The following is a 24397-nucleotide window of genomic DNA, read 5'->3' as shown; positions in this document are numbered from 1 at the left end:
TGCCCCGGGCTAATCGTCCGAGCCTTGCGTGGGCTTGCCTGTGGGATCCTCCAAATGACCGAGCGAGAGGAGGACCGTGAGACCTTCGGCGCTGGCGCGGGACGCCGCGGAGAACACCTCCTCGGCGATCGCCCAGTCGTCGGGACTGGCCTCGGCATAAGCCTGCCAGCCGGTCACCACGATCGCCATGGGGCGGCGCATATCGGCGAGGCAGTCGGCGAGGGCGTCCCAGTTCCGCCCGAACCAGACGGGCAGCGGGAGTGCGCGCACGCAGCGGTTCATGAAGGCGTTCTTGTCGGTGACTCCGTGCAGGTCGAGCAGGACGGGACGGGAAAGGTCGGGGGCCCCGTGGCCCGTGCCGTGGGTCGCGTTCATGAGCCGACCACCTCCCGGAAGCTCTGGTAGTGGTCGTCGGTGTAGTACGTCTCCCCGGTCCGGCCCGTGACGATGCGCCGCGCACCGCGATCGTGTTCGCCGGGCGTCCGGACCGTGTACTCGCGGTAGTGCCCGCGCGGCTTCCTCGGCAGGATCCGCTCGAAGTTGCCGAAGACGGCGCCGTCCTTGGCGTACGGATAGGGCCCGCCCCGCTCGATGAGGGCGAGCGTCTCGCGCGCTTCGGGAGGAAGATCCGCGGCCTGGACCACCGGCAGCGTGGACGCCCTGCTCGCCGACGCGGAGGCGACGGCGGTCCCGCCGCGCGGGGTCGGGTCGGTCTCGCCGCCCGAGCAGCCGGTGAGGAGGAGCGAGACGCCGGCGAGCAGCGCGAGCGCGGCCCGCGCGCACCTGAGGATCATGCCCCGATGCTGCCACCGCGCCACCCGTGGCCCGCTACGGGCGCGCCGCCCCGGCGGCGGACGGTGGCCCGCATCCTGGTGCCGTGGGCCGACGCCGTGGCGCCGGGAGTCGGCACGGTGGGGCCGGAAGTCGACGCCGTGGCGCCGGGAGTCGGCACGGTGAGGCCGGAAGTCGACGCCCTGGTGTCGGGGCCGTGCCGTCTCAGCTGTAGTCGGGGTCCGTGCGGTCGAGGGCCGGGTGGGTGCCCGGGCTCGACTCCGTGAGGAGGAAGTCCGCCGCGGCCCGGTCGGTCACCAAGCTGGTGACGAGCCCGGAGCGGAGCACCGCGCCGATCGCCGCCGCCTTGCGCTGGCCGCCGGCGATCGCCACGACCTCGGGGATCCGGCGCAGCCGGTCCGCCTCGACGGTGATGCAGCGCTCGCCCAGATCGCGCCCGACCCGGCGGCCCTCGGCGTCGAAGAGGTGCGCGGACATCTCGGCGGCGACGCCGAGCGAGGCGTAGTGGGCGCGCTCCTCGTCGGAGAGCATGTCGTGGACGGTCGAGATGCCCGGCTCCCAGGAGCCGATGGAGACACAGGCGACGGTCACCTTGTCGAAGTACTCGAAGGCCCGGGCGATGCCGGTCTGGCTGCGCAGTGCGGCCGCCGTCGCCGGGTCGGGGAGCAGCATCGGCGCGTAGATCGGGTGGGCCTCGCCGCCGGAGACCTGGGCGGCGCGGCGTACCGCCTCGACGGAGCCGCGCTCGGCGGTCCCCGCGTCGTACACGCCGGTGAGCTGGACGACCGTGCACGGCGGCAGCCGGTCGAGGGCGGCCGCCATGTGGATGGTGGAGCGGCCCCAGGCCAGACCGAGGACGTCGCCCTCGGTGACGAGCTCGCCGAGCAGGTCGGCCGCGACCTCGCCGAGGTTCTCCGGGTCGGGCGACTCCTCCTCGCCCTCGGCCGGGGATTCGACGACGACGGCGTGACGGAGCCCGTAGCGGGCGCGGAGCGCGTCGGAGCGCTCGGCGTCCAGCTCGGCCGGTACGCGGATCTCGATGCGCACGAGGTCGCGCTCCAGTGCGGTCTCCAGGACCCGGGCCACCTTGAAGCGGCTCACGCCGAACTCCTCGGCGATCTGGATCTTGGACTTGCCCTCGAGGTAGAAGCGGCGGGCCATGGCCGCCGCCTGCACCAGCTCCGCGGGGCCCATCCGCAGGGCTGACCGTCCCGCCGACATACCCGCCACCGCGATCTCCTCACTGCCGTTCATGTACCGCTGTTCACGTACCGATGTCGTTCACACTCTGGACTCGCCGTTCATCCTGTCAGATCCGGCGGGCCTTGATCAGTCCTGTCGGCGGCCCGACGGACCGCGTTCATCCGGCGGAGGCTCAGTGGCCACACGCCCACGGCGCGGTGGCCGTCACGGCGTCCGCGCGGGCTCTCAGGGAGGCGACGGCGGCGGCGGGGTCCGCCGCGCCGTAGACCGCGGAGCCCGCGACGAAGACGTCGGCGCCGGCCTCGGCGCACCGCTCGATCGTGGACTCGGCGACCCCGCCGTCGACCTGGAGCCACAGCTCGAGACCGTGCTTGGAGATCAGCTCACGGGTGCGGCGGATCTTCGGCAGCATGATGTCGAGGAAGGCCTGGCCGCCGAAACCGGGCTCGACCGTCATGATCAGCAGCATGTCGAGCTCGGGGAGCAGGTCCTCGTACGGCTCGATGGGCGTGGCCGGCTTGAGCGCCATCGAGGCCCGGGCGCCCTTGGCCCGGATCTCCCGCGCGAGCCGGACGGGCGCCGCCGCCGCCTCGACGTGGAAGGTGACCGAGCCCGCGCCCGCCTCGACGTACTGGGGCGCCCAGCGGTCGGGGTCCTCGATCATCAAGTGGCAGTCGAGGGGGGTGTCGGTCGCGCGGGCGAGCGACTCCACGATCGGCACACCCAGGGTCAGGTTGGGCACGAAGTGGTTGTCCATCACGTCGACGTGCAGCCAGTCGGCGCCGTCGACGGCCTTCGCCTCATCGGCGAGCCGGGCGAAGTCCGCGGACAGGATGCTGGGGTTGATCTGCGCCATGTGCCAAGCCTCCCACGTTCTTGGGTACTTCTTTGCCGCCGAGCTGTTTCGGTTGCGGTCCAGACCACTTTCGGTACGAAGCGACGAGCCCGGGACCCGTACAGACCGGGAGATAGCGGTCGGAGGGGCCGGGCTCGGTGACCGAACGGGCGGACGGTCGGCGGCAGAACCGCCGGGCGGTCAGGCGGTCCGGCGGATCAGTGCCAGATACATGGCGTCCGTACCGTGCAGATGCGGCCACAGCTGGACGTCCGGTCCGTCGCCGAGCGCCGGCACGCCGGGCAGCAGCGGGCGGGCGTCGATCAGCTCACCGCCTCCGGTCTTCTTCAGGACGTCGTCGACGACCACCCGGGTCTCGGCCAGGTGCGGCGAGCAGGTCGCGTACCCCACGACACCGCCGACGCGCACAGCGCTCAGCGCCTCGGTGAGCAGGGCCCGCTGGAGCGGCGCGAAGCTGTCGAGGTCCTCGGGGCGGCGGCGCCAGCGGGCCTCCGGGCGGCGGCGCAGGGCACCGAGGCCCGAGCAGGGCACGTCCATGAGGACCCGGTCGAAGACGCCGGGACGCCACGGCGGGCGCGTGCCGTCGGCGGCGATCACCTGGTACGGGCCGGGGTTGCCGGCGAGGGCCCGCTCGACGAGACGGGCGCGGTGCGGCTGCTTCTCGGAGGCGAGCAGGGCGGCGCCGCGCTCGGACGCGAGGGCGGCGAGCAGCGCGGCCTTGCCGCCGGGTCCCGCGCAGCCGTCGAGCCAGCGGGCGTCGGAACCTTCGAGCGGGGCGTTCGCGAGGGCGATCGCGACAAGCTGGCTGCCCTCGTCCTGGACGCCGGCGCGACCGTCCTTCACCGCTTCGATGGCGCCGGGCTCGCCGCCCTCGGCCATCCGCAGGGCGTACGGGGACCAGCGGCCCGGCAGGGTCTCGGTCGCCGCGGCGAGCTCGTCCGTGGTCGAGCGGCCGGGGCGGGCGACGAGGGTGACCTCGGGGCGCTCGTTGTCGGCCTCCAGGAGGTCCTCGATCCCGGCACGGCCGCCGCCGAGGGAGTCCCAGAGCGCGGAGACGACCCAGCGGGGATGCGAGTGGACGACGGCGAGGTTGGCCTCGGGGTCCTTGTCGTACGGCGGGGCGACCTCCGCCACCCAGGCGTCGAGGTCCTGCCGCGAGATCTTCCGCAGGACGGCGTTGACGAACTTGGCCCGCCCGTCGCCGAGCACCACGCGGGCCAGCTCGACGCTGGCGGAGACGGCGGCGTGGGTGGGGATCCGGGTCCCGAGCAGCTGGTGCGCGCCGAGCGCGAGCACGTCGAGCACGGGCGGGTCGACCTCGCGCAGCGGCCGGTCGACACAGGCGGAGATGATCGCGTCGTACGTGCCCTGGCGGCGCAGCGTCCCGTACACCAGCTCGGTCGCGAGCGCCGCGTCCCGCCCGTCGAAGTCCCCCTTCTCCCGGGCCTTCCTCAGGAGCGGCGGCAGCACCAGGTTCGCGTAGGCGTCCCGCTCGTCCACCGCCCTCAGCGCCTCGAAGGCGAGCATCCGGACGGGGTCCTTCTGGGGCCGCCGGTAGGGCTTGGGGGGACGGCGACGTGCCTGCTCGCTCAAAGGTGCTCCGCGTGACGAAATGAGGGGGTCCGACCCCCTCAGCGTACGTCCGGTGATGTCCGCCGGGGAAAACGCCCCTGGCGGACCGCCCGGCGCTCGGCCGCGATCGGACACGCGGCCGGCTCGCTGTCACCGCCGTCCGCCTCGAGGACAGCGAGCACGGCGGCTCGACGCCGACGGGTCGGACGGACGGCAGCGGCAAGCTCAGGCGCCGAGGCGGGCAGCGGCAAGCTCAGGCGCCCAGCCGCTCGCCGGGGGCGATGCGGACGCCGCGGGCCCAGTCGGCGGCCTTCATCGGCTTCTTGCCCTGGGGCTGGACCCAGAGGAGCTCGACGGCGTACGAGCCGGTGCCCGCGTACACGTTGTTCTTGCCCACCGCGAGCTCGCCGGGGGCGAGGTCCGTACGGTCCGGCAGCGGGGTGACCTGGATCAGCTTGAGGCGCTCACCGCGGAAGATCGTCCAGGCGCCGGGGGCCGGGGTGCAGCCGCGGACCACCCGGTCCACCCGCAGCGCGGGGGCGGCGAAGTCGACGTGGGCGTCCTCGACCTGGATCTTCGGGGCGAGGGTGATGCCCTCGGCGGGCTGCGGGACGGCCTTCAAGGTGTCGTCCTCGATGCCGTCCATGGTCGCGGCGAGGAGTCCGGCGCCCGCGAACGCGAGCCGGGTGAGCAGGTCACCGCTGGTGTCGGTCGGCCGGACGTCCTCGGTGACCACGCCGTAGACCGGACCCGAGTCGAGCCCCTCCTCGATGAGGAAGGTGGACGCGCCCGTCACCTGGTCGCCCGCCATCAGGGAGTGCTGCACGGGCGCCGCGCCCCGCCAGGCCGGCAGCAGCGAGAAGTGCAGATTGACCCAGCCGCGGGCCGGGATGTCGAGGGCGGCCTTCGGCAGCAGCGCACCGTACGCGACGACCGGGCAGCAGTCCGGCGCGATCTCCCTGAGCCGGGCGAGGAAGTCCTCGTCGCGGGGCCTGGCCGGCTTGAGCACCTCGATCCCGGCTTCCTCCGCCCGCTGGGCCACCGGGCTGGCGACGAGCCGCCGGCCGCGTCCCGCAGGCGCGTCCGGCCGGGTGACCACGGCGGCCACCTCGTGCCGACCGGAGGCGAGCAGGGCGTCCAGGGCGGGTACGGCGACCTCGGGGGTGCCTGCGAAGACGAGCTTCATGGATGGCGACTGCCTGTCTGTCCGGGGGCGTTGCGGGCAGCGCACCAGTCTAGGGGGTGTCTGTGGATCGGGCCTGATCAGGGAGCGGCGTCCGGTGCCACGCGCTCGCGGGGCGGAGGAGGCGGCCCGCCGCGTGTGCTCAGGAGGGCCGAGGAGGGAGTCCCGCGGAGCCTCCGCGCCCGTACGGAGGGGGCGTACGAGGGGACGAGCGCCCCGCGCATATGCGTGTACGCCCCCGCAGCGTGACCCAAGCCCCGGTGGCGCGTTGGTCAAGAGAGATTGACCGAACAGGGTCGCCGTCCCCCCATGCGCGGCCCTTCCCCCCTTACATGCCGGTTCGAGAGGCTTTCACATGGCCGACCACGCAACCCACGACGCCCAGGCTCGGGCGAGTCTGCACCTGCTGGTGCGGGACATCGAGCGGGTCCGGCGGCAGGTGGACGCACTGCGCACGCTCACGGCCCAGCTGGGCAATGTCTACCGCCCTCGCCGCTCCGGCCCGTCCACGGGCTTCGTCGTCTACGGGCGGGCCCCCGCCCCGACCGTCCGTCTCGCGCAGGAGCTGCGGGACAGTGTCGAGACCCTGGTGACGGCCGCGGTCGACTTCGACCGTTCCCTCGGCTTCTCCTGGGACGCGGTGGGCTCCGCGCTCGGCGTCACCAAGCAGGCCGTCCACCGCCGCTACGGTGCCCGGCGCGCGCCCCAGCCGGGCGTCGCCGTCGACCAGGACCCGATCGTGGAGCCGGGCATGACCAGGACGCTGCCCTCGGTCCCGGCGGCCCGGTCGATGCCCCCGCAGCCCACCTCGGGCAGCGCCGCCCTCCGCGAGGACCCGCGCCCGCCCGCCTTCCCGGCCCCGCGCAACGGCTGACCCGGGCGGACCCGAACGGCCGCCCGCCCCACCAGGGGCAGGCGGCCGTCCCGCGCTCCACGCCCGGAGCCCGAACCCCCACCACCCGGCACCCGGCCCGCAACCCCCGGAGCCTGACCCCCCGCGGCCGACACCCGGCCCGCAACCCCCGGAGCCCGAGCCCCCACCACCCGGCACCGGCCGCCACCCCCGGCGCCCGACCCGTCCCGGCACCCCGCGTGCCACGTCCGGCTCCCCGGTCTCCCCCACCGCCGTCGGCGACGCCCGGGCAGGCCGCCGTCAGCCGATGTCCGGCGGGTCCACCCGGATCCGTACCGGGTCCCCGCCGCCACGGGCGAGCCGGGCCGCCCGCGCCTGTTTGAGCGCCGTCGCCAGCGCCGCGCCACTGCCCGGCGGGACCCGGACCAGGGCGCGCTCCCACTGCTCGCCCGGCGGCGGGTCCCCGGGCCGGCGCGGCCCGCCGGGCCGGACCACCGGCAGCGGCACAGGACCGAGCACCTCGGCGTCCGGGGGCAGCCCGGCCGCCGCCAGGAAGCCTTCGACGGCCTCCGGGGGGCCCGTCACCGCCGCCATCCGGGAGACCGGCGGGAACCCCAGCTCGGCGCGCTCGGCCAGCTCCCGCTGGGCGTGCCCGACCGGGTCCCAGCGGACCAGCGCCTGCACCGGACGGAGCGTCGGCTCGGCGACCACGACGACCGTGCCGCCCTCCGGCTGGCCCCGGACGAGCGAGGCCGCGTCGATCCAGCGGCGCAGCGCCTCCTCGCCCGCGCGCAGATCGGGCCGGCCGAGCATCGCCCAGCCGTCGAGAAGCAGCGCGGCCGCGTAGCCGCCCTCGGCGACGGGTTCGGCGCCCGGGGTGGACACGACCAGCGCGGGGCGGCCCGGCACGCTGTCCAGGACGTGGTCACGTCCCGAGGTGCGGACGGGCACCGCCGGGAACGCCCGGCCGAGTTCCTCCGCCGTCCTCCGCGCGCCGACGACCTGGGCGCGCAGCCGGGTCGAGCCGCACTCCACGCACGTCCAGTCGGCGGCGCCGCGCCCGCACCAGCCGCAGTGCAGTTCCCGCTGCTCGGGGGCTTCGAGGGGCCCCGCGCAGTGGCGGCAGCGGGCGGGGGTCCGGCACCGCTCGCAGGCCAGCCTCGGTACGTATCCACGGCGGGGCACCTGGACGAGCACCGGGCCGGTCTTCAGGCCCTCGCGGACGGCCTGCCAGGCCAGCGAGGGCAGCCGGGCGGCGCGCGCGGCCTCGTCGCGGGCGAGTTCGCCGTCGCCGACGGTCCGGATCAGCGGGGCGGCCCTGCGGACCTGTTCACGTCCGGCGTTCAGCGCCTTGGCCCAGCCGGACTCGACGAGCTGGGCGGCCTCGACGGTGCAGCTGGTGCTGCCGAGGAGGAAGGCGCACCGGTCGTGGGCGGCGCGGAGCAGCAGCACGTCGCGGGCGTGGGGCTGCGGGGCGTGGAGCTCGCTGTGGCTGCCGTCTCCGTCGTCCCAGATGACGACGAGTCCGAGGTCGCGGACAGGGGCGAACATCGCCGCCCGGGTGCCGACGACGGCCCGCACGGCGCCGCGCCGCACGGCGAGCCACTGCGCGTACCGCTTCTCGGGGCCCGCCTCGGCAGTGAGCAGCGCGTGCCGTCCCTCCCCGAGGACCGCGGTGAGCGCCGCGTCGGCCCGTCCCGCCGCCCGTCCGTCGGGTACGACGACGAGTGCGCCCCGGCCGGAGGCCAGGGTCGCGGCCACCGCGCGGGCGATCTCCTCGGCCCAGTACGGTCCGGGCAGCGCGTTCCACACGGCCCGGGGTGCCCCGCCGCGCGCGAGGGAGTCGAGGAAGGCGGGCCCCCGCTCGTACCGCGTCCAGCTCCCCGGTTCGGGGGCGGGCGGCGGCGGCAGCGGATCCGGCGAAGGGCGGCTCTCCGCGCGGGCGCTGCGCGGCGGTACGGCGAGCTGGAGCACGTCCGCGAGGCTCCCCGCGTACCGGTCGGCGACGGCGCGCGCGAGCCCCAGCAGCTCGGGGCCGAGGACGGGTTCGGGCGAGACGACGTCGGCGAGCGCGGCGAGCGGCCCGGAGTAGTCGGAGGTGGCGCGCCGCTCCACGAGGAAGCCGTCGATGAGCCGCCCGCCCTCCCGCCGGCCGTTCTTGACCTGGTGCGCCCCCGCGCCGAACCGCACCCGCACCCGCACCCCGGGCCTGGCGGTCTCGTCGAGCTCCTCGGGCACCGCGTAGTCGAAGAACTGGTCGAGGTGGAGCGATCCCTTGTTCACGACGACCCGCGCCACGGGCAGCTCCTTGGCGAGCGCGGCTCCCCGCCAGGTCCGCGGCTTGGCCCGCGGCACCTTCGCCTTCCGGACGGTCTCGCGGATGAGCGCGAGCTGCTCGGGCTCGGCGGACTCCTCGGACCTCTCGTTCTCGCTGCTCACAGCCCCATACCTACCAGACGCCACCGACAGCCGGGCAGAGCGGAGCCCGGCCGCCCCCAGGGGGCGGCCGGGCTCCGGTCGTGTGCGGCGGGGCCTACAGGCCCGCGGCCTGCTTCAGGGCGTCCACGCGGTCGGTGCGCTCCCAGGTGAAGTCCGGCAGCTCACGGCCGAAGTGGCCGTAGGCGGCGGTCTGGGAGTAGATCGGGCGGAGCAGGTCAAGGTCGCGGATGATCGCGGCCGGGCGGAGGTCGAAGACCTCGGCGATGGCGTTCTCGATCTTCTCGTTCTCGACGGTGTTGGTGCCGAAGGTCTCGACGAAGAGTCCGACGGGCTCGGCCTTGCCGATCGCGTACGCGACCTGGACCTCGCAGCGCGCGGCGAGGCCGGCGGCGACGACGTTCTTGGCGACCCAGCGCATGGCGTAGGCGGCCGAGCGGTCGACCTTGGACGGGTCCTTGCCGGAGAAGGCACCGCCACCGTGGCGGGCCATGCCGCCGTAGGTGTCGATGATGATCTTGCGGCCGGTGAGGCCGGCGTCGCCCATCGGGCCGCCGATCTCGAAGCGGCCGGTCGGGTTCACCAGGAGGCGGTAGCCCTCGGTGTCGAGCTTGATGCCGTCCTCGACCAGCTGCGCCAGCACGTGCTCGACGACGAACTCGCGGATGTCGGGCGCGAGCAGCGACTCGAGGTCGATGTCGGAGGCGTGCTGCGAGGAGACGACGACCGTGTCGAGGCGGACGGCCTTGTCGCCGTCGTACTCGATGGTGACCTGGGTCTTGCCGTCGGGGCGCAGGTACGGGATGGTGCCGTTCTTGCGGACCTCGGTCAGCCGGCGGGACAGCCGGTGCGCGATGTGGATCGGCAGCGGCATCAGCTCGGGGGTCTCGTCCGAGGCGTAGCCGAACATCAGGCCCTGGTCGCCGGCGCCCTGCTTGTCCAGCTCGTCCTCATCGCCCTCGACCCGCTTCTCGTACGCGGTGTCGACACCCTGGGCGATGTCCGGGGACTGCGACCCGATGGACACCGACACGCCGCAGGAGGCGCCGTCGAAGCCCTTCTTCGAGGAGTCGTAACCGATCTCGAGGATCTTGTTCCGGACGAGGGTCGGGATGTCCGCCCACGCCTTGGTGGTCACCTCACCGGCGACGTGCACGAGGCCGGTGGTGATCAGCGTCTCGACGGCGACGCGCGAGGTGGGGTCCTCGCGCAGCAGCGCGTCGAGAATGGTGTCGCTGATCTGGTCAGCGATCTTGTCGGGGTGCCCCTCGGTGACGGACTCCGAGGTGAACAGACGACGGGACACAACGCTCCCTGGGGTTGCAGCGGCTGCTGGCTGTTCGTTGAGCGGACCGGCAGGGGGCTGCGCCCCAAGACGTTCCGCGGACAGTCTATCGGTCGTGGTCGGGCGATGGACCAGGTGTCTCGCCTGGTGAATGCCCCAAGAGACCGGATCCCACCCGTTGACGGCGGGATCCGGCGCCTGGTGGGGCGCACATCACACACGTCCCGAAGGGTTCGCGGACCGCCGGGTCCCGGCGTGTCCGGGCCTCTTCCCCGGGTCTCCCCTGTCAGCTCGCGGAGGGCAGCCGCGGCAGGACGAGGTCCCAGACCGTCTCGGCGAGCGCTTCCTTCGGACCGTACGGTACGGGGGTCTCGGCGCCGTCCGAGGCGAGGATCACGGCCTCGTTCTCCTCGGAGCCGAAGGTCTTGCGCTCCCCCACCTCGTTGACGACGAGGAGGTCGCAGCCCTTGCGGCGGAGCTTCGCGCGTCCGTTGGCGAGGACGTCGTCGGTCTCGGCGGCGAAGCCGACGACCACCTGACCCGGCAGGGCGCGCCCGGCGGCGAGCTCGGCGAGGATGTCCGGATTGCGGACCAGCTCGACGGTGGGGGCGCCACCGTCGTCCTTCTTCTTGATCTTCCCCGAGGCGTAGACGGCCGGCCGGAAGTCGGCGACGGCGGCGGCCATGACCACCGCGTCGGCGTCGGCGACGGCCTTGAGCACGGCCTCACGGAGCTGGAGCGCGGTGCCGACCCGGACGACGTCGACACCCGCCGGGTCGGGGAGGCCGGTGTTGGCCTCGACGAGGGTGACCCGGGCGCCGCGGGCGGCGGCGGCCTTCGCGAGGGCGTAGCCCTGCTTGCCGGAGGAGCGGTTGCCCAGGTAGCGGACGGGGTCGAGGGGCTCACGGGTGCCGCCTGCGCTGACCACGACATGGCGTCCCGCGAGGTCGGGAGTCGCGGCCGCGCCGCGCGCCAGGATCCTTCGGCAGACCTCGAAGATCTCCCCCGGGTCGGGCAGCCGGCCCTTGCCGGTGTCGACGCCGGTGAGGCGGCCCACCGCGGGTTCGATGACGACGGCGCCGCGGCGGCGCAGGGTCGCCACGTTCTCCTGGGTCGCCGGGTGCTCCCACATCTCGGTGTGCATGGCGGGGGCGAAGACGACCGGACAGCGCGCGGTGAGCAGCGTGTTGGTGAGCAGGTCGTCCGCGAGACCGTGAGCGGCCTTGGCGAGCATGTCGGCGGTGGCGGGGGCGACGACGACGAGGTCGGCGCCCTGGCCGATCCGTACGTGCGGCACCTCGTGGACGGTCTCCCAGACCTCCGTCGAGACGGGGTTCCCGGAGAGCGCGGACCAGGTGGCCTCGCCGACGAAGTGGAGGGCGGAGTCGGTGGGGACGACCCGGACGTCATGGCCCGACTCGGTGAGCCGGCGCAGCAGCTCGCACGCCTTGTAGGCGGCGATGCCGCCGCTCACACCCAGGACGACCTTCGGCTTGGCCACCACGCTCACTGTTGCTCCCCGCACTCGGATGCGTACGACTCCATGAGACACCACAGGCCCGGCGGATGTTCCGCCGGGCCTGTGGTGACATGCGTTACGTGCTTACTGGGCCGGGCCCTCGATGGCCTCGGACGTCAGCAGACCCGCGTTGATCTCGCGCAGGGCGATCGAGAGCGGCTTCTCGTGGACGTGGGTGTCGACCAGCGGACCCACGTACTCCAGCAGGCCCTCGCCGAGCTGGGAGTAGTACGCGTTGATCTGACGCGCGCGCTTGGCCGCGTAGATCACGAGGCTGTACTTCGAGTCCGTGGCCTCGAGCAGCTCGTCGATCGGCGGGTTGATGATGCCCTCGGGCGCGGTGATGGAAGAGGACACGCTCTACCTTCCGAAGATGGAAACCGGGGATCATTCCCCAGAAGTCAACAGCATCAACGTTAGCAGCTCGCGCGCTACGTCCTCGACGGAGGTGTTGACAAGGGTGCTGTCGAACTCCGACTCGGCGGCCAGCTCGACCTTCGCGGCGGCCAGTCGGCGCTCGATGACCTCGGGCGACTCGGTGCCGCGGCCGGTGAGGCGGCGGACCAGCTCCTCCCAGCTCGGCGGGGCCAGGAAGACCAGCTGCGACTCGGGCATCGAGTCCTTGACCTGACGGGCGCCCTGGAGGTCGATCTCCAGGAGCACGGGCTCGCCGGCGTCGAGGCGCTCGAGGACGGCACCGCGGGGGGTGCCGTAGCGGTTGCCCGCGAACTCGGCCCATTCGAGGAGCTCACCGTTGGCGATCAGCTTGTCGAACTCGTCGTCCGTCACGAAGAAGTAATGGACGCCGTGCTTCTCGCCGGGGCGGGGCTTCCGTGTCGTCGCCGACACCGAGAGCCAGACCTCGGGATGAACCTTGCGCATATGAGCGACGACCGTGCTCTTGCCGACCCCTGAGGGGCCGGAGAGCACGGTCAGCCGCGGACGTGCCTCTGCTGCCATGCAGCGATTATTCCAGTGGTTCACCCCCGCTTGCGCAGGGAGGACGCCGCATGCCGGAAATGTCCCGGAAAGTCAGGCGCCGGTGCTGCCGAACTCACGCTCGAGGGAGGCGATCTGGTTGGAGCCGAGACCGCGGACCCGGCGGCTCTCGGAGATGCCGAGCCGCTCCATGATCTGCTTGGCGCGGACCTTGCCCACGCCGGGGAGCGACTCGAGCAGCGCGGAGACCTTCATCTTGCCGATGACGTCGTTCTCCTGGCCGGTCTTGATCACGTCATGCAGGGAGGCGCCGGAGTGCTTGAGTCGATTCTTGACCTCGGCCCGCTCCCGGCGAGCCGCGGCGGCCTTCTCGAGCGCGGCTGCGCGCTGTTCAGGGGTAAGGGGCGGAAGAGCCACGCCTACGTCACCTCGGATGTCGATCTGTCGGATACGGACCGGTGAGGAACCTAGTCGCCCCACACCAGTGGAGCAACGATCAACGGTGTGGTCGTTGAACGCCTGCTCTGCCCCGGAGACTAGCGGCCGAGGCCGCTCCAGTCAGCGAGAACAGCGGAAAAGTCCTGGTCAGCATCGACCGACCGGGACGTTTCCGGCAAAACGACCCGGTTTTGAGCCAAGTTTTCGTCAAGGAGTGAGACGGCCCGGTGAGACGGTGCGTCTCACCGGGCCGAAACGGCTCCGAAACGGGGTCGCTCCGCTCCGACCTGCGGATTGGCCCCCGCGCCCGTTACGCCCCGACCGCCGCGCGGATCTCGTCCGCGTACCGGAGAGCGGAGTCCCGCAGGGCGGCCGCGTCCGGGCCGTTCCGGAGGACCCCGCGGCTGACGTTCGGGACGACGTTGCCGACCGCCGCGCCGAAGACGGCGGGGAGGTCGGCCGGGGTCGCGCCCTGGGCGCCGATGCCGGGGGCGAGGAGCGGGCCGTTGATGTCCAGGTCGAACGAGGACAGGTCGCCGAGGGTGGCGCCCACGACCGCGCCGAAGGAGCCCATCGGGCTCTCCCCCGCGTTCTCCTCCGCGAGGTGGGCCAGCATGACGGCGCCGATCGTGCGGCCGGCCGGGTCGTCGGTGCGCACCGCCCGCTGGACCTCCGCCCCCTCCGGGTTGGAGGTGAGGGCGAGGACGAAGAGGCCGGCGCCGGACTCGCGGGCCAGGTCGACGGCCGGCTTCAGGGAGCCGTAGCCGAGGTACGGGGAGACCGTGAGCGCGTCGGAGAAGAGCGGGGAGTCCTTGTGCAGGAAGGTCTCCGCGTACGCGGCCATGGTGGAGCCGATGTCGCCGCGCTTGGCGTCCATGACGACCAGGCCGCCCGCCGCCCGCAGATCGGCGACGGCGCGCTCCAGGACGGCGATGCCGCGCGAGCCGAAGCGCTCGAAGAAGGCGGACTGCGGCTTGAAGACGGCCACGGTGTCCGCGAGCGCCTCGACGACGGTGAAGGTGAAGCGCTCGAGACCGGCGATGTCGTCGGTCAGGCCCCAGGAGTCGAGCAGGGCGGCGTGCGGGTCGATGCCGACGCAGAGCGGGCCGCGCTCGTCCATGGCGGAGCGCAGGCGGGTGCCGAAGGAGAGCGTCACGGGGTGGCCTTTCGGTTGTCGGCGCCGACGGCCTCGGCGAGGGTGGCGTACGGGGAGGCGGCGAGGCGCGCGGCGAGGCCCTTGTGGATCGCGCGGGCGTAGAACGGGCCCTCGTAGATGAAGGCGCTGTAGCCCTGGATCAGGGTCGCGCCGGCGAGGATGCGCTGCCAGGCGTCCTCGGCGTTCTCGATGCCACCGACGCCCACGAGGACCAGGCGGTCGCCCACGCGCGCGTGGAGGCGCCTGAGGACCGCGAGGGAGCGCTCCTTGACGGGAGCGCCGGAGAGGCCGCCGGTCTCCTTGACCAGGGCAGGGTCGGACTTCAGGCCGAGTCCCTCGCGCGCGATGGTGGTGTTGGTGGCGATGATGCCGTCCAGGCCGAGCTCAAGGGCGAGGTCGGCGACCGCGTCGACGTCCTCGTCGGCCAGGTCGGGGGCGATCTTGACCAGGAGCGGGACGCGGCGGTCGGTGACCGTGCGGTCGGCCGCCTCCCGTACGGCCGTGAGGAGCGGGCGCAGGGACTCGGTGGCCTGGAGGTTGCGCAGGCCGGGGGTGTTCGGCGAGGAGACGTTCACGACCAGGTAGTCGGCGTGCGCGGCGAGGCGCTCGGTGGACTTCACGTAGTCGGCGGCGGCCTCGGCCTCGGGCACGACCTTGGTCTTGCCGATGTTGACGCCCACGACGGTCCTGAAGACCGGCACGCGCGCGTGGAGGCGCGCGGCGACGGCGGCCGAGCCCTCGTTGTTGAAGCCCATGCGGTTGATCAGCGCACGGTCCGGGATCAGCCGGAAGAGGCGCTTCTTGGGGTTGCCGGGCTGGGCCTCGCCGGTGACGGTGCCGATCTCGACGTGGTCGAAGCCGAGCATCGACATGCCGTCGATCGCCACGGCGTTCTTGTCGAAGCCGGCGGCGAGCCCGAAGGGGCCGTGCATCCGCAGGCCGAGGGCCTCGGTGCGGAGCTCCTTGTACCGGGGCGCCAGGACGGCGGCGACGAAGGTCCGGAGCACGGGGACGCGCGCGGCGAGGCGGATCCAGCGGAAGGCCAGGTAGTGGGCCTTCTCGGGGTCCATCCGCTTGAAGACGAGGTCGAAGAAGAACTTGTACATGTTTCCGGTCCAGGTCTGCTCATGGCGAGGGGGACACCGCAGATCCTGCCGGTGTCCCCCTCGTCGTACGGGCTGCAAGGGGCGTGTCCGGCGGATCATGGCCGGGGTCACGACCCTGATCCGCCGGGCGCGCCCTAGTCGCGGGCCGCGGTCAGGTGCTCCGCGTGCTCCTGGAGCGAGCGGACGCCGACGTCGCCGCGGTTGAGCGCGTCGATGCCCTGGACGGCCGCGGCGAGCGCCTGGACCGTGGTGAGGCAGGGGACGCTGCGCGCCACGGCGGCCGTACGGATCTCGTAGCCGTCGAGGCGGCCGCCGGTGCCGTACGGGGTGTTGACGATCAGGTCGACCTGGCCGTCGTGGATGAGCTGGACGATCGTCTTCTCGCCGTCGGGGCCCTCGCCCTCGCTCAGCTTGCGCACGATCGTGGCGTTGATGCCGTTGCGCTTGAGGACCTCGGCGGTGCCGGAGGTGGCGAGCAGCTCGAAGCCGTGGGCGACGAGCTCGCGGGCCGGGAAGATCATCGAGCGCTTGTCGCGGTTGGCGACCGAGATGAACGCGCGGCCCTTGGTGGGCAGCGGGCCGTAGGCGCCGGCCTGCGACTTGGCGTACGCCGTGCCGAAGACCGCGTCGATGCCCATGACCTCGCCGGTGGAGCGCATCTCCGGGCCGAGGACGGTGTCGACGCCACGGCCGTGCACGTCGCGGAAGCGCGACCACGGCATCACGGCCTCCTTGACGGAGATCGGCGCGTCGAGCGGCAGGGTGCCGCCGTCGCCGGTCTTCGGCAGCAGACCCTCGGCGCGCAGCTCGGCGACGGTGGCGCCGAGCGAGATGCGGGCGGCGGCCTTCGCGAGCGGGACGGCGGTCGCCTTCGAGGTGAAGGGGACGGTCCGGGAGGCGCGCGGGTTGGCCTCCAGGACGTAGAGGATGTCGCCGGCCATGGCGAACTGGATGTTGATCAGACCGCGCACGCCGACGCCCTTGGCGATGGCCTCGGTGGAGGCGCGCAGGCGCTTGATGTCGTAGCCGCCGAGGGTGATCGGGGGCAGGGCGCAGGCCGAGTCGCCGGAGTGGATGCCGGCTTCCTCGATGTGCTCCATGACGCCGCCGAGGTAGAGCTCCTCGCCGTCGTAGAGGGCGTCGACGTCGATCTCGATGGCGTCGTCGAGGAAGCGGTCGACCAGGACCGGCCGGGTGGGGCTGATCTCGGTGGACTCGGCGATGTACGACTCGAGGCGGGCCTCGTCGTACACGATCTCCATGCCGCGGCCGCCGAGCACGTACGAGGGGCGTACGAGGACGGGGTAGCCGATCTCGTCGGCGATGGCCTTGGCGCCGGCGAAGGTGGTCGCGGTGCCGTGCTTGGGGGCGGGGAGCCCGGCCTCGGCGAGGACCTGGCCGAAGGCGCCGCGGTCCTCGGCGGCGTGGATGGCCTCCGGAGACGTGCCGACGACCGGCACGCCGTTGTCCTTGAGCGCCTGGGCCAGGCCCAGCGGGGTCTGGCCGCCGAGCTGGACGACGACACCGGCGACGGGGCCGGCGAGGGTCTCGGCGTGGACGATCTCCAGGACGTCCTCGAGCGTCAGCGGCTCGAAGTACAGGCGGTCGGAGGTGTCGTAGTCCGTCGAGACGGTCTCCGGGTTGCAGTTGACCATCACGGTCTCGTAGCCGGCGTCGCTCAGGGCGAAGGAGGCGTGGACGCAGGAGTAGTCGAACTCGATGCCCTGGCCGATGCGGTTCGGGCCGGAGCCCAGGATGATCACGGCGGGCTTCTCGCGCGGGGCGACCTCGCTCTCCTCGTCGTACGAGGAGTAGAAGTACGGGGTCTTGGCGGCGAACTCGGCGGCGCAGGTGTCGACCGTCTTGTAGACCGGGCGGACACCGAGGGCGTGCCGGACCTCGCGGACGACGTCCTCGCGCAGGCCCCGGATCTCGGCGATCTGGGCGTCGGAGAAGCCGTGGCGCTTGGCCTCGGCGAGGATCTCCGGGTGGAGCTTCTCGGCGGCGGTCAGCTCGTCCGCGATCTCCTTGATCAGGAAGAGCTGGTCGACGAACCACGGGTCGATCTTCGTCGCGTCGAAGACCTCCTCCGGGGTGGCGCCCGCGCGGATGGCCTGCATGACCGTGTTGATACGGCCGTCGGTCGGGCGGACGGCCTGCTCCAGGAGGAGGGCCTTGTCGCCGGGCTCGCCGACGAAGGTGAACTGCGAGCCCTTCTTCTCCAGGGAGCGCAGGGCCTTCTGGAGCGCCTCGGTGAAGTTGCGGCCGATCGCCATGGCCTCGCCGACCGACTTCATGGTCGTGGTCAGCGTGGAGTCGGCGGAGGGGAACTTCTCGAAGGCGAAGCGGGGGGCCTTGACGACGACGTAGTCGAGCGAGGGCTCGAAGGAGGCCGGGGTCTTCTCCGTGATGTCGTTCGGGATCTCGTCCAGCGTGTAGCCGACGGCGAGACGGGCCGCGATCTTGGCGATCGGGAAGCCGGTCGCCTTGGAGGCGAGCGCCGAGGAGCGGGAGACGCGCGGGTTCATCTCGATGACGATGATCCGGCCGTCGGCCGGGTCGATCGCGAACTGGATGTTGCAGCCGCCGGTGTCGACGCCGACCTCGCGGATGATCGCGATGCCGATGTCACGCAGCCGCTGGTACTCGCGGTCGGTGAGGGTCATCGCCGGGGCGACGGTGATCGAGTCACCGGTGTGGACACCCATCGGGTCGAAGTTCTCGATGGAGCAGACGACCACGACGTTGTCGTTCTTGTCGCGCATCAGCTCCAGCTCGTACTCCTTCCAGCCGAGGATGGACTCCTCCAGGAGCACCTCGGTGGTCGGGGAGAGCGTCAGGCCCTGGCCGGCGATGCGGCGCAGCTCCTCCTCGTCGTGGGCGAAGCCGGAGCCGGCGCCGCCCATGGTGAAGGAGGGGCGGACGACGACGGGGTAGCCGCCGAGCGTCTCGACGCCCTTGAGGACGTCGTCCATGGAGTGGCAGATGACCGAGCGGGCGGACTCGCCGTAACCGATCTTGGCCTTGACGGCCTCGACGACGCCCTTGAAGAGGTCGCGGTCCTCGCCCTTGTTGATGGCCTCGACGTTGGCGCCGATGAGCTCGACGCCGTACTTCTCCAGGACGCCCTGCTCGTGCATGGAGATCGCGGTGTTGAGCGCGGTCTGGCCGCCGAGGGTGGGCAGGAGTGCGTCGGGGCGCTCCTTGGCGATGATCTTCTCGACGAACTCGGGGGTGATCGGCTCGACGTAGGTGGCGTCGGCGATCTCCGGGTCGGTCATGATCGTGGCCGGGTTGGAGTTGACCAGGATCACCCGCAGGCCCTCGGCCTTGAGGATGCGGCAGGCCTGGGTGCCGGAGTAGTCGAACTCGGCGGCCTGTCCGATGACGATCGGGCCGGAGCCGATGACCAGGACGGACTGGATATCGGTGCGCTTAGGCACGCTCGGCCTCCATGAGGGATACGAAACGGTCGAAGAGGTACGCGGCGTCGTGCGGGCCCGCGGCCGCCTCGGGGTGGTACTGGACGGAGAAGGCGGGCTGGTCGAGCAGCTGGAGGCCTTCGACGACCTGGTCGTTCAGGCACACGTGGGAGACCTCGGCCCGCCCGTAGGGCGTCTCGGAGACCTTGTCGAGGGGCGCGTCGACGGCGAAGCCGTGGTTGTGCGCGGTGACCTCGACCTTGCCCGTGGTGCGGTCCTGGACCGGCTGGTTGATGCCGCGGTGGCCGTACTTCAGCTTGTAGGTGCCGAAGCCGAGGGCGCGGCCGAGGATCTGGTTGCCGAAGCAGATGCCGAAGAGCGGGGTCCTGCGCTCCAGGACGCCCCGCATGACGGCGACGGGGCCGTCGGCGGTGGCCGGGTCGCCCGGGCCGTTGGAGAAGAACACGCCGTCGGGCTGGACCGCGTACACGTCCTCGACGGTGGCGGTGGCGGGCAGCACGTGGACCTCGATGCCGCGCTCGGCCATCCGGTGCGGGGTCATGCCCTTGATGCCGAGGTCGACGGCGGCGACGGTGAACTTCTTCTCGCCGATCGCGGGGACGACGTACGCCTCCTTGGTGGCGACCTCGGTGGAGAGGTTCGCGCCCTTCATCTGGGGCTGCTCCTGCACCTTGGCGAGCAGGGCCTCGTCGCGGACGCCGCTCCAGGCGTCGCCGGAGAAGATGCCGACGCGCATGGCGCCGCGCTCGCGCAGGTGGCGGGTGAGGGCGCGGGTGTCGATGCCGGAGATGCCGACGACGCCCTGGCGCTCCAGCTCCTCGTCCAGGGAGCGGCGGGCGCGCCAGTTGGAGGAGACGCGGGCGGGGTCACGGACGACGTAGCCGGCCACCCAGATCTTCGAGGACTCGGGGTCCTCGTCGTTGACGCCGGTGTTGCCGACGTGCGGGGCGGTCATGACCACGACCTGGCGGTGGTACGACGGGTCGGTGAGGGTCTCCTGGTAGCCGGTCATGCCGGTGGAGAACACGGCCTCGCCGAAGGTCTCCCCCACGGCCCCGTAGGCGCGGCCGCGGAAGATCCGGCCGTCCTCCAGGACGAGTACGGCGGGAACCTTCACGGCTCCCCTGGTGGAGGTCGTCATCGTGCGATGCCTTCCGTCGTGTTGATCATGGAGTTGATGGTCTCGACCCAGGCGGTGTGCTCGGCCGCCCGGTCGGAGCGGAAGCCGGAGTCGAGCAGCTGCTCGCCGTGGGCCCAGGTGACGATCAGCAGGCCGCCCTCGGCGAGGACCTTGCCCGCGATGCCCTTGTCGAGGCGGGCCTCGCGCAGGGCCTCGGCCGGGACGAAGAAGTCGTTCGCCCCGGGGCGTACGACCGAGAGCCCGGCGTCGGTGAGCGTGAGCTCGACGCGGCTGCGGGTGCCGAGGCCGTGGGCGACGATCCGGTCGAGCCACTGCCCGGCGGTCGTGGACCCGTGGTAGCGCCCGCTGAGAGTCAGTTTCGCCGCACCGGGCGCCGGGGGCGCGGTGGGCAGCTCGGGCAGGTCCGACTGGAGGCTGCCGCGCCACTTCCAGCCCTGGCGCATCAGCCAGTACACGAAGGCGATGAAGAGCAGCAGTCCGGCGACCCAGCCGAGCCGTCCGGCCCAGTCGGTCACCTCCGCCGACTTCTGCTCGGCAGCCTCTGCGGCGATTGCGATGAGTGGTGTCACGCCAGCTTCCCGTCCACGACCGTTGCCCGGCCCCGCAGGAAGGTGTGGGTGACGCGTCCCGGCAGCTCACGGCCCTCGTAGGGGGTGTTTCGGCTGCGGGAGGCGAAGTCCGCGGGGTCCACGACTCCACGGTAAGCCGGATCGACCAGCGTCAGGTTCGCGGGCTCACCTGCCGAGACGGGCCGTCCGTGGCCCTTGGCCCGTCCGATGCGGGCCGGGGCGAAGGACATGCGGTCGGCGACGCCGGCCCAGTCGAGGAGGCCGGTCTCGACCATCGTCTGTTGGACGACGGAGAGGGCGGTCTCCAGGCCGACCATGCCCATGGCGGCCGCGGCCCACTCGCAGTCCTTGTCCTCGTGCGGGTGCGGGGCGTGGTCGGTGGCGACGATGTCGATCGTGCCGTCGGCCAGCGCCTCACGGAGGGCGAGGACGTCCTTCTCGGTGCGCAGCGGCGGGTTGACCTTGTAGACGGGGTTGTAGCTCCGGACCATCTCGTCGGTGAGGAGGAGGTGGTGCGGGGTGACCTCGGCGGTGACGTCGATGCCGCGGGACTTGGCCCAGCGGACGATCTCGACGGAGCCGGCGGTGGAGAGGTGGCAGATGTGGACGCGGGAGCCGACGTGCTCGGCGAGGAGGACGTCGCGGGCGATGATCGACTCCTCGGCGACGGCCGGCCAGCCGCCCAGGCCGAGCTCGGCGGAGACGATGCCCTCGTTCATCTGGGCGCCCTCGGTGAGCCGGGGCTCCTGGGCGTGCTGGGCGACGACGCCGCCGAAGGCCTTCACGTACTCCAGGGCGCGGCGCATGATCACGGCGTCGTCGACGCACTTGCCGTCGTCGGAGAAGACGGTGACGCCGGCGGCGGAGTCGTGCATGGCGCCGAGCTCGGCGAGCTTCTTGCCCTCGAGGCCGACGGTGACGGCGCCGATGGGCTGCACGTCGCAGTAGCCGGATTCCTTGCCGAGGCGGTAGACCTGCTCGACGACGCCGGCGGTGTCGGCGACCGGGTGGGTGTTGGCCATGGCGAAGACGGCGGTGTAGCCGCCGGAGGCGGCGGCGCGGGTGCCGGTGAGGACGGTCTCGGAGTCCTCGCGGCCGGGCTCGCGGAGATGGGTGTGGAGGTCGACGAGGCCGGGCAGCAGGATCTGGCCGTCGGCCTCGATGACGGTGGCGCCCTCGGCGGAGAGGCCGGTGCCCACCTCGGCGATGGTCTCGCCGTCGATCAGGACGTCCTGGACCTCGCCACCCAGCACCTGCGCACCGCGGATCAGAGTCTTGCTCATGGTTACTTGTTCTCCTCGGTACGGGTGTGGGTGACGGCGGACTCGTTGCCGCCCAGAAGCAGGTAGAGGACCGCCATCCGGATGGAGACGCCGTTGGCGACCTGCTCGACGACCGTGCAGCGGTCGGAGTCGGCGACCTCGGCGGTGATCTCCATGCCGCGGACCATGGGGCCGGGGTGCATGACGATGGCGTGTTCGGGCATCTTCGCCATCCGCTCGCCGTCGAGGCCGTACCGGCGCGAGTACTCGCGCTCGGTGGGGAAGAAGGCGGCGTTCATCCGCTCGCGCTGCACACGCAGCATCATGACCGCGTCGGACTTCGGCAGCACGCGGTCGAGGTCGTACGAGACCTCGCAGGGCCAGGTCTCGACGCCGACGGGGACCAGGGTGGGCGGGGCCACCAGGGTGACCTCGGCGCCGAGGGTGTGCAGCAGGTCGACGTTGGAGCGGGCGACCCGGCTGTGCAGGACGTCGCCGACGAGCGTGATCCGCTTGCCCGCGAGGTCCTGGCCGAGGCCGGTGTCCCGGCCGACCAGGCGACGGCGCATGGTGAAGGCGTCCAGGAGGGCCTGGGTGGGGTGCTGGTGGGTGCCGTCGCCCGCGTTGATGACGGGGGCGTCGATCCAGCCGGAGGTGGCGAGGCGGTACGGGGCGCCGGAGGCGCTGTGCCGGATGACGACCGCGTCGACGCCCATGGCCTCCAGTGTCTGGGCGGTGTCCTTGAGGGATTCGCCCTTGGAGACGCTGGAGCCCTTGGCCGCGAAGTTGATCACGTCGGCGGAGAGGCGCTTCTCGGCGGCCTCGAAGGAGATCCGGGTCCGGGTGGAGTCCTCGAAGAAGAGGTTGCAGATGGTCCGGCCGCGCAGCGTCGGCAGCTTCTTGATGGGCCGGTCGGCCACCCGGGCCATCTCCTCGGCCGTGTCGAGGATCAGGACGGCGTCGTCGCGGGTGAGGTCGGCGGCCGAGATGAGGTGACGCATCATCGGGGTGTCTCTCCGTGGTGGGGAGGTGTGAGGGCGTGCGGGGGCGCAGGGGTGTGCCCCGGCCCCGCGGGGGAAGCCGGTCCGGCTAGGCGGAGGGCCTGGAGCCGAGCAGGACGGTGTCGCGACCGTCCTCCTCGGCGAGCTGGACCTTGACCGTCTCCCGCAGCGACGTGGGGAGGTTCTTGCCGACGTAGTCGGCGCGGATCGGGAGCTCGCGGTGGCCGCGGTCGACGAGGACGGCGAGCTGGACCGCGCGCGGGCGGCCGATGTCGCCGAGGGCGTCGAGGGCGGCGCGGATGGTGCGGCCGGAGAAGAGCACGTCGTCGACGAGGACGACCAGGCGGCCGTCGACGCCGTCACCGGGGATCTCGGTGCGGCCGATGGCGCGGGCGGGCTTCATCCGCAGGTCGTCCCGGTACATGGTGATGTCGAGGGAACCGACCGGGATCTTGGTGCCGGTGATCGATTCGAGCTTCTCGGCGAGCCGGCGGGCGAGGAAGACACCACGGGTGGGGATGCCGAGGAGAACCACGTCGTCCGCGCCCTTGGCGCGCTCGACGATCTCATGTGCGATGCGGGTCAGGACCCGCGCGATGTCCGGGGCCTCGAGAACGGGCCGGGCGTCATCGCCGTACTGCTGCTGGGTGTCCATGAAGAAACGGACCTCCTTCTCCGCCTCACGGGACGGCTCTTAAAGGACGTCGGATTTGCGCCGTCAACGATACCAGGAGCGGACGGGCGTCCCGCGCGCACCCCTGTCGCCACTCCGGTCACCGTCCCCCGCGAGGGGGCAGTACGGACCTTTCAGCTTGACGGGAAAGTGTAACGCTGCGTAACCTCACAGTGAGTTACCAGCCGCGCGGCGCAGCCGCATGTCGTCACAGCGTCCGGGAGCGTTATGTCCAGCGAATACGCAAAGCAGCTCGGGGCCAAACTCCGTGCCATCCGCACCCAGCAGGGTCTCTCGCTCCACGGGGTGGAGGAGAAGTCCCAGGGGCGCTGGAAGGCCGTCGTGGTCGGCTCGTACGAGCGCGGCGACCGCGCGGTGACCGTGCAGCGTCTTGCCGAGCTGGCCGACTTCTACGGGGTGCCGGTGCAGGAGCTCCTGCCGGGCACGACCCCGGGCGGGGCCGCCGAGCCGCCGCCGAAGCTCGTCCTCGACCTGGAGCGCCTCGCCCACGTCCCGCAGGAGAAGGCCGGCCCGCTCCAGCGCTACGCGGCGACGATCCAGTCGCAGCGCGGCGACTACAACGGCAAGGTGCTGTCGATCCGTCAGGACGACCTGCGCACCCTCGCCGTCATCTACGACCAGTCGCCCTCGGTCCTCACCGAGCAGCTGATCAGCTGGGGCGTGCTCGACGCGGACGCGCGCCGCGCGGTCGCCCACGAGGAGAACTGACCCCCTGCCGGGGTCACAGCAGAAACGTACCGCCGGGCCCGTGGACGTCATCCGACGACCACGGGCCCGGCGTTTTTCACACCACCCGTCCCCGCTGCGCCACGGGGACGCCGAAGGGGGCCCCCACAACCGTGCGTGGGGGCCCGTCGGGCCGCCGGGTAGGCGGCGGCACCAGAAGGGCCAGGCGGGGGGGTGCCCGGCGCTACCCCGCGTAAAAGGCAGTGTGCGGGCCCCGCGACCC

22 protein-coding genes are annotated in these 24397 nt (G+C 72.4%); 2 read left to right on the top strand and 20 right to left on the bottom strand.

Going from position 1 to position 24397, the window contains the following annotated elements; translation table 11 throughout:
- Positions 1-9: 9 nt before the first annotated feature.
- The 6 genes from ACFVYX_RS30715 to fmt all read right to left on the bottom strand — a co-directional run bounded on the left by ACFVYX_RS30715 (position 10) and on the right by fmt (position 5609).
- A complete protein-coding gene (locus tag ACFVYX_RS30715; protein ID WP_389684741.1) occupies positions 10-375 on the bottom strand; it encodes a barstar family protein in 366 nt (121 codons plus the stop codon).
- A complete protein-coding gene (locus tag ACFVYX_RS30710) occupies positions 372-794 on the bottom strand; it encodes a ribonuclease domain-containing protein (RefSeq protein ID WP_389684740.1) in 423 nt (140 codons plus the stop codon). The genes ACFVYX_RS30715 and ACFVYX_RS30710 overlap by 4 nt, the downstream gene beginning before the upstream one ends.
- A gap of 202 nt (positions 795-996) precedes the next feature.
- A complete protein-coding gene (locus ACFVYX_RS30705) occupies positions 997-2046 on the bottom strand; it encodes a sugar-binding transcriptional regulator (protein WP_389684739.1) in 1050 nt (349 codons plus the stop codon).
- 121 nt (positions 2047-2167) lie between these two features.
- Entirely contained in the window at positions 2168-2851 is a 684-nt protein-coding gene (rpe, locus tag ACFVYX_RS30700) for a ribulose-phosphate 3-epimerase (RefSeq protein WP_266889584.1), read from the bottom strand.
- A gap of 180 nt (positions 2852-3031) precedes the next feature.
- Positions 3032-4444, bottom strand: coding sequence for an RsmB/NOP family class I SAM-dependent RNA methyltransferase (locus ACFVYX_RS30695; RefSeq protein ID WP_389684738.1), 1413 nt, complete (start codon positions 4442-4444; stop codon positions 3032-3034).
- A 232-nt stretch (positions 4445-4676) separates the two neighbouring features.
- Complete coding sequence (gene fmt / locus ACFVYX_RS30690; RefSeq protein ID WP_389684737.1) at positions 4677-5609, bottom strand: methionyl-tRNA formyltransferase; 933 nt, start codon at positions 5607-5609, stop codon at positions 4677-4679.
- A 352-nt stretch (positions 5610-5961) separates the two neighbouring features.
- On the opposite strand from fmt, the gene ACFVYX_RS30685 reads away from it, so the two are divergent.
- Positions 5962-6480 (top strand): hypothetical protein, encoded by a 519-nt coding sequence (locus ACFVYX_RS30685; RefSeq protein ID WP_389684736.1) that lies wholly within the window; start codon positions 5962-5964, stop codon positions 6478-6480.
- 279 nt (positions 6481-6759) lie between these two features.
- Here ACFVYX_RS30685 and ACFVYX_RS30680 read toward each other — a convergent pair whose 3' ends face one another.
- The 14 genes from ACFVYX_RS30680 to pyrR all read right to left on the bottom strand — a co-directional run bounded on the left by ACFVYX_RS30680 (position 6760) and on the right by pyrR (position 23409).
- Positions 6760-8898 carry a primosomal protein N' gene (locus ACFVYX_RS30680; RefSeq protein WP_389684735.1) on the bottom strand — a complete coding sequence of 713 codons (2139 nt, stop codon included), beginning with the start codon at positions 8896-8898 and terminating at the stop codon, positions 6760-6762.
- Between the two features lie 94 nt (positions 8899-8992).
- Positions 8993-10201 carry a methionine adenosyltransferase gene (gene metK, locus ACFVYX_RS30675; RefSeq protein ID WP_351216155.1) on the bottom strand — a complete coding sequence of 403 codons (1209 nt, stop codon included), beginning with the start codon at positions 10199-10201 and terminating at the stop codon, positions 8993-8995.
- 265 nt (positions 10202-10466) lie between these two features.
- Positions 10467-11681, bottom strand: a complete 1215-nt coding sequence (coaBC, locus tag ACFVYX_RS30670; RefSeq protein WP_389684734.1) for a bifunctional phosphopantothenoylcysteine decarboxylase/phosphopantothenate--cysteine ligase CoaBC — start codon at positions 11679-11681, stop codon at positions 10467-10469.
- Between the two features lie 102 nt (positions 11682-11783).
- Positions 11784-12056 carry a DNA-directed RNA polymerase subunit omega gene (gene rpoZ, locus ACFVYX_RS30665; RefSeq protein WP_005319902.1) on the bottom strand — a complete coding sequence of 91 codons (273 nt, stop codon included), beginning with the start codon at positions 12054-12056 and terminating at the stop codon, positions 11784-11786.
- Between the two features lie 30 nt (positions 12057-12086).
- Positions 12087-12659 (bottom strand): guanylate kinase, encoded by a 573-nt coding sequence (gmk, locus tag ACFVYX_RS30660; RefSeq protein ID WP_389684733.1) that lies wholly within the window; start codon positions 12657-12659, stop codon positions 12087-12089.
- A gap of 72 nt (positions 12660-12731) precedes the next feature.
- Entirely contained in the window at positions 12732-13055 is a 324-nt protein-coding gene (locus tag ACFVYX_RS30655; RefSeq protein ID WP_121828861.1) for an integration host factor, read from the bottom strand.
- A 331-nt stretch (positions 13056-13386) separates the two neighbouring features.
- On the bottom strand, positions 13387-14232 hold the full coding sequence (gene pyrF / locus ACFVYX_RS30650) for an orotidine-5'-phosphate decarboxylase (protein ID WP_389684732.1): 846 nt from the start codon (positions 14230-14232) through the stop codon (positions 13387-13389).
- Positions 14229-15338, bottom strand: coding sequence for a quinone-dependent dihydroorotate dehydrogenase (locus ACFVYX_RS30645; protein ID WP_389684731.1), 1110 nt, complete (start codon positions 15336-15338; stop codon positions 14229-14231). The genes pyrF and ACFVYX_RS30645 overlap by 4 nt, the downstream gene beginning before the upstream one ends.
- Before the next feature lie 134 nt (positions 15339-15472).
- Positions 15473-18781 (bottom strand): carbamoyl-phosphate synthase large subunit, encoded by a 3309-nt coding sequence (carB, locus tag ACFVYX_RS30640; protein WP_389684730.1) that lies wholly within the window; start codon positions 18779-18781, stop codon positions 15473-15475.
- Entirely contained in the window at positions 18774-19922 is a 1149-nt protein-coding gene (gene carA, locus ACFVYX_RS30635) for a glutamine-hydrolyzing carbamoyl-phosphate synthase small subunit (RefSeq protein ID WP_389684729.1), read from the bottom strand. Before carA ends, carB begins: the two co-directional genes overlap by 8 nt.
- Complete coding sequence (locus tag ACFVYX_RS30630) at positions 19919-20491, bottom strand: hypothetical protein (RefSeq protein WP_389684728.1); 573 nt, start codon at positions 20489-20491, stop codon at positions 19919-19921. The genes carA and ACFVYX_RS30630 overlap by 4 nt, the downstream gene beginning before the upstream one ends.
- Positions 20488-21774 (bottom strand): dihydroorotase, encoded by a 1287-nt coding sequence (locus tag ACFVYX_RS30625; RefSeq protein ID WP_389684727.1) that lies wholly within the window; start codon positions 21772-21774, stop codon positions 20488-20490. Before ACFVYX_RS30625 ends, ACFVYX_RS30630 begins: the two co-directional genes overlap by 4 nt.
- Positions 21775-21776: 2 nt before the next feature.
- Positions 21777-22757 carry an aspartate carbamoyltransferase catalytic subunit gene (locus ACFVYX_RS30620; RefSeq protein ID WP_389684726.1) on the bottom strand — a complete coding sequence of 327 codons (981 nt, stop codon included), beginning with the start codon at positions 22755-22757 and terminating at the stop codon, positions 21777-21779.
- An 85-nt stretch (positions 22758-22842) separates the two neighbouring features.
- A complete protein-coding gene (pyrR, locus tag ACFVYX_RS30615) occupies positions 22843-23409 on the bottom strand; it encodes a bifunctional pyr operon transcriptional regulator/uracil phosphoribosyltransferase PyrR (RefSeq protein WP_389684725.1) in 567 nt (188 codons plus the stop codon).
- A gap of 246 nt (positions 23410-23655) precedes the next feature.
- Here pyrR and bldD point away from each other — a divergent pair, with 246 nt between their 5' ends.
- Positions 23656-24156: a transcriptional regulator BldD gene (gene bldD, locus ACFVYX_RS30610; RefSeq protein ID WP_015032294.1), complete on the top strand. Its 501-nt coding sequence runs from the start codon at positions 23656-23658 to the stop codon at positions 24154-24156.
- Positions 24157-24397 lie beyond the last annotated feature (241 nt).

Origin of the sequence: Streptomyces sp. NPDC058326, from assembly GCF_042879855.1 — a bacterium.
Classification (GTDB): domain Bacteria; phylum Actinomycetota; class Actinomycetes; order Streptomycetales; family Streptomycetaceae; genus Streptomyces.
Note: the sequence above shows the minus strand (reverse complement) of the source record. Positions and strands in the feature narration are given on the sequence as shown.

What these genes read in the sequence shown, in the direction of transcription:
- ACFVYX_RS30715 (WP_389684741.1), bottom strand. Translation starts at nt 375, where the DNA reads ATGAACGCGACCCACGGCACGGGCCACGGGGCCCCCGACCTTTCCCGT.
- ACFVYX_RS30710 (WP_389684740.1), bottom strand. Translation starts at nt 794, where the DNA reads ATGATCCTCAGGTGCGCGCGGGCCGCGCTCGCGCTGCTCGCCGGCGTC.
- ACFVYX_RS30705 (WP_389684739.1), bottom strand. Translation starts at nt 2,046, where the DNA reads ATGAACGGCAGTGAGGAGATCGCGGTGGCGGGTATGTCGGCGGGACGG.
- rpe (WP_266889584.1), bottom strand. Translation starts at nt 2,851, where the DNA reads ATGGCGCAGATCAACCCCAGCATCCTGTCCGCGGACTTCGCCCGGCTC.
- fmt (WP_389684737.1), bottom strand. Translation starts at nt 5,609, where the DNA reads ATGAAGCTCGTCTTCGCAGGCACCCCCGAGGTCGCCGTACCCGCCCTG.
- ACFVYX_RS30685 (WP_389684736.1), top strand. Translation starts at nt 5,962, where the DNA reads ATGGCCGACCACGCAACCCACGACGCCCAGGCTCGGGCGAGTCTGCAC.
- gmk (WP_389684733.1), bottom strand. Translation starts at nt 12,659, where the DNA reads ATGGCAGCAGAGGCACGTCCGCGGCTGACCGTGCTCTCCGGCCCCTCA.
- ACFVYX_RS30645 (WP_389684731.1), bottom strand. Translation starts at nt 15,338, where the DNA reads ATGTACAAGTTCTTCTTCGACCTCGTCTTCAAGCGGATGGACCCCGAG.
- carA (WP_389684729.1), bottom strand. Translation starts at nt 19,922, where the DNA reads ATGACGACCTCCACCAGGGGAGCCGTGAAGGTTCCCGCCGTACTCGTC.
- ACFVYX_RS30625 (WP_389684727.1), bottom strand. Translation starts at nt 21,774, where the DNA reads ATGAGCAAGACTCTGATCCGCGGTGCGCAGGTGCTGGGTGGCGAGGTC.
- ACFVYX_RS30620 (WP_389684726.1), bottom strand. Translation starts at nt 22,757, where the DNA reads ATGATGCGTCACCTCATCTCGGCCGCCGACCTCACCCGCGACGACGCC.
- pyrR (WP_389684725.1), bottom strand. Translation starts at nt 23,409, where the DNA reads ATGGACACCCAGCAGCAGTACGGCGATGACGCCCGGCCCGTTCTCGAG.
- bldD (WP_015032294.1), top strand. Translation starts at nt 23,656, where the DNA reads ATGTCCAGCGAATACGCAAAGCAGCTCGGGGCCAAACTCCGTGCCATC.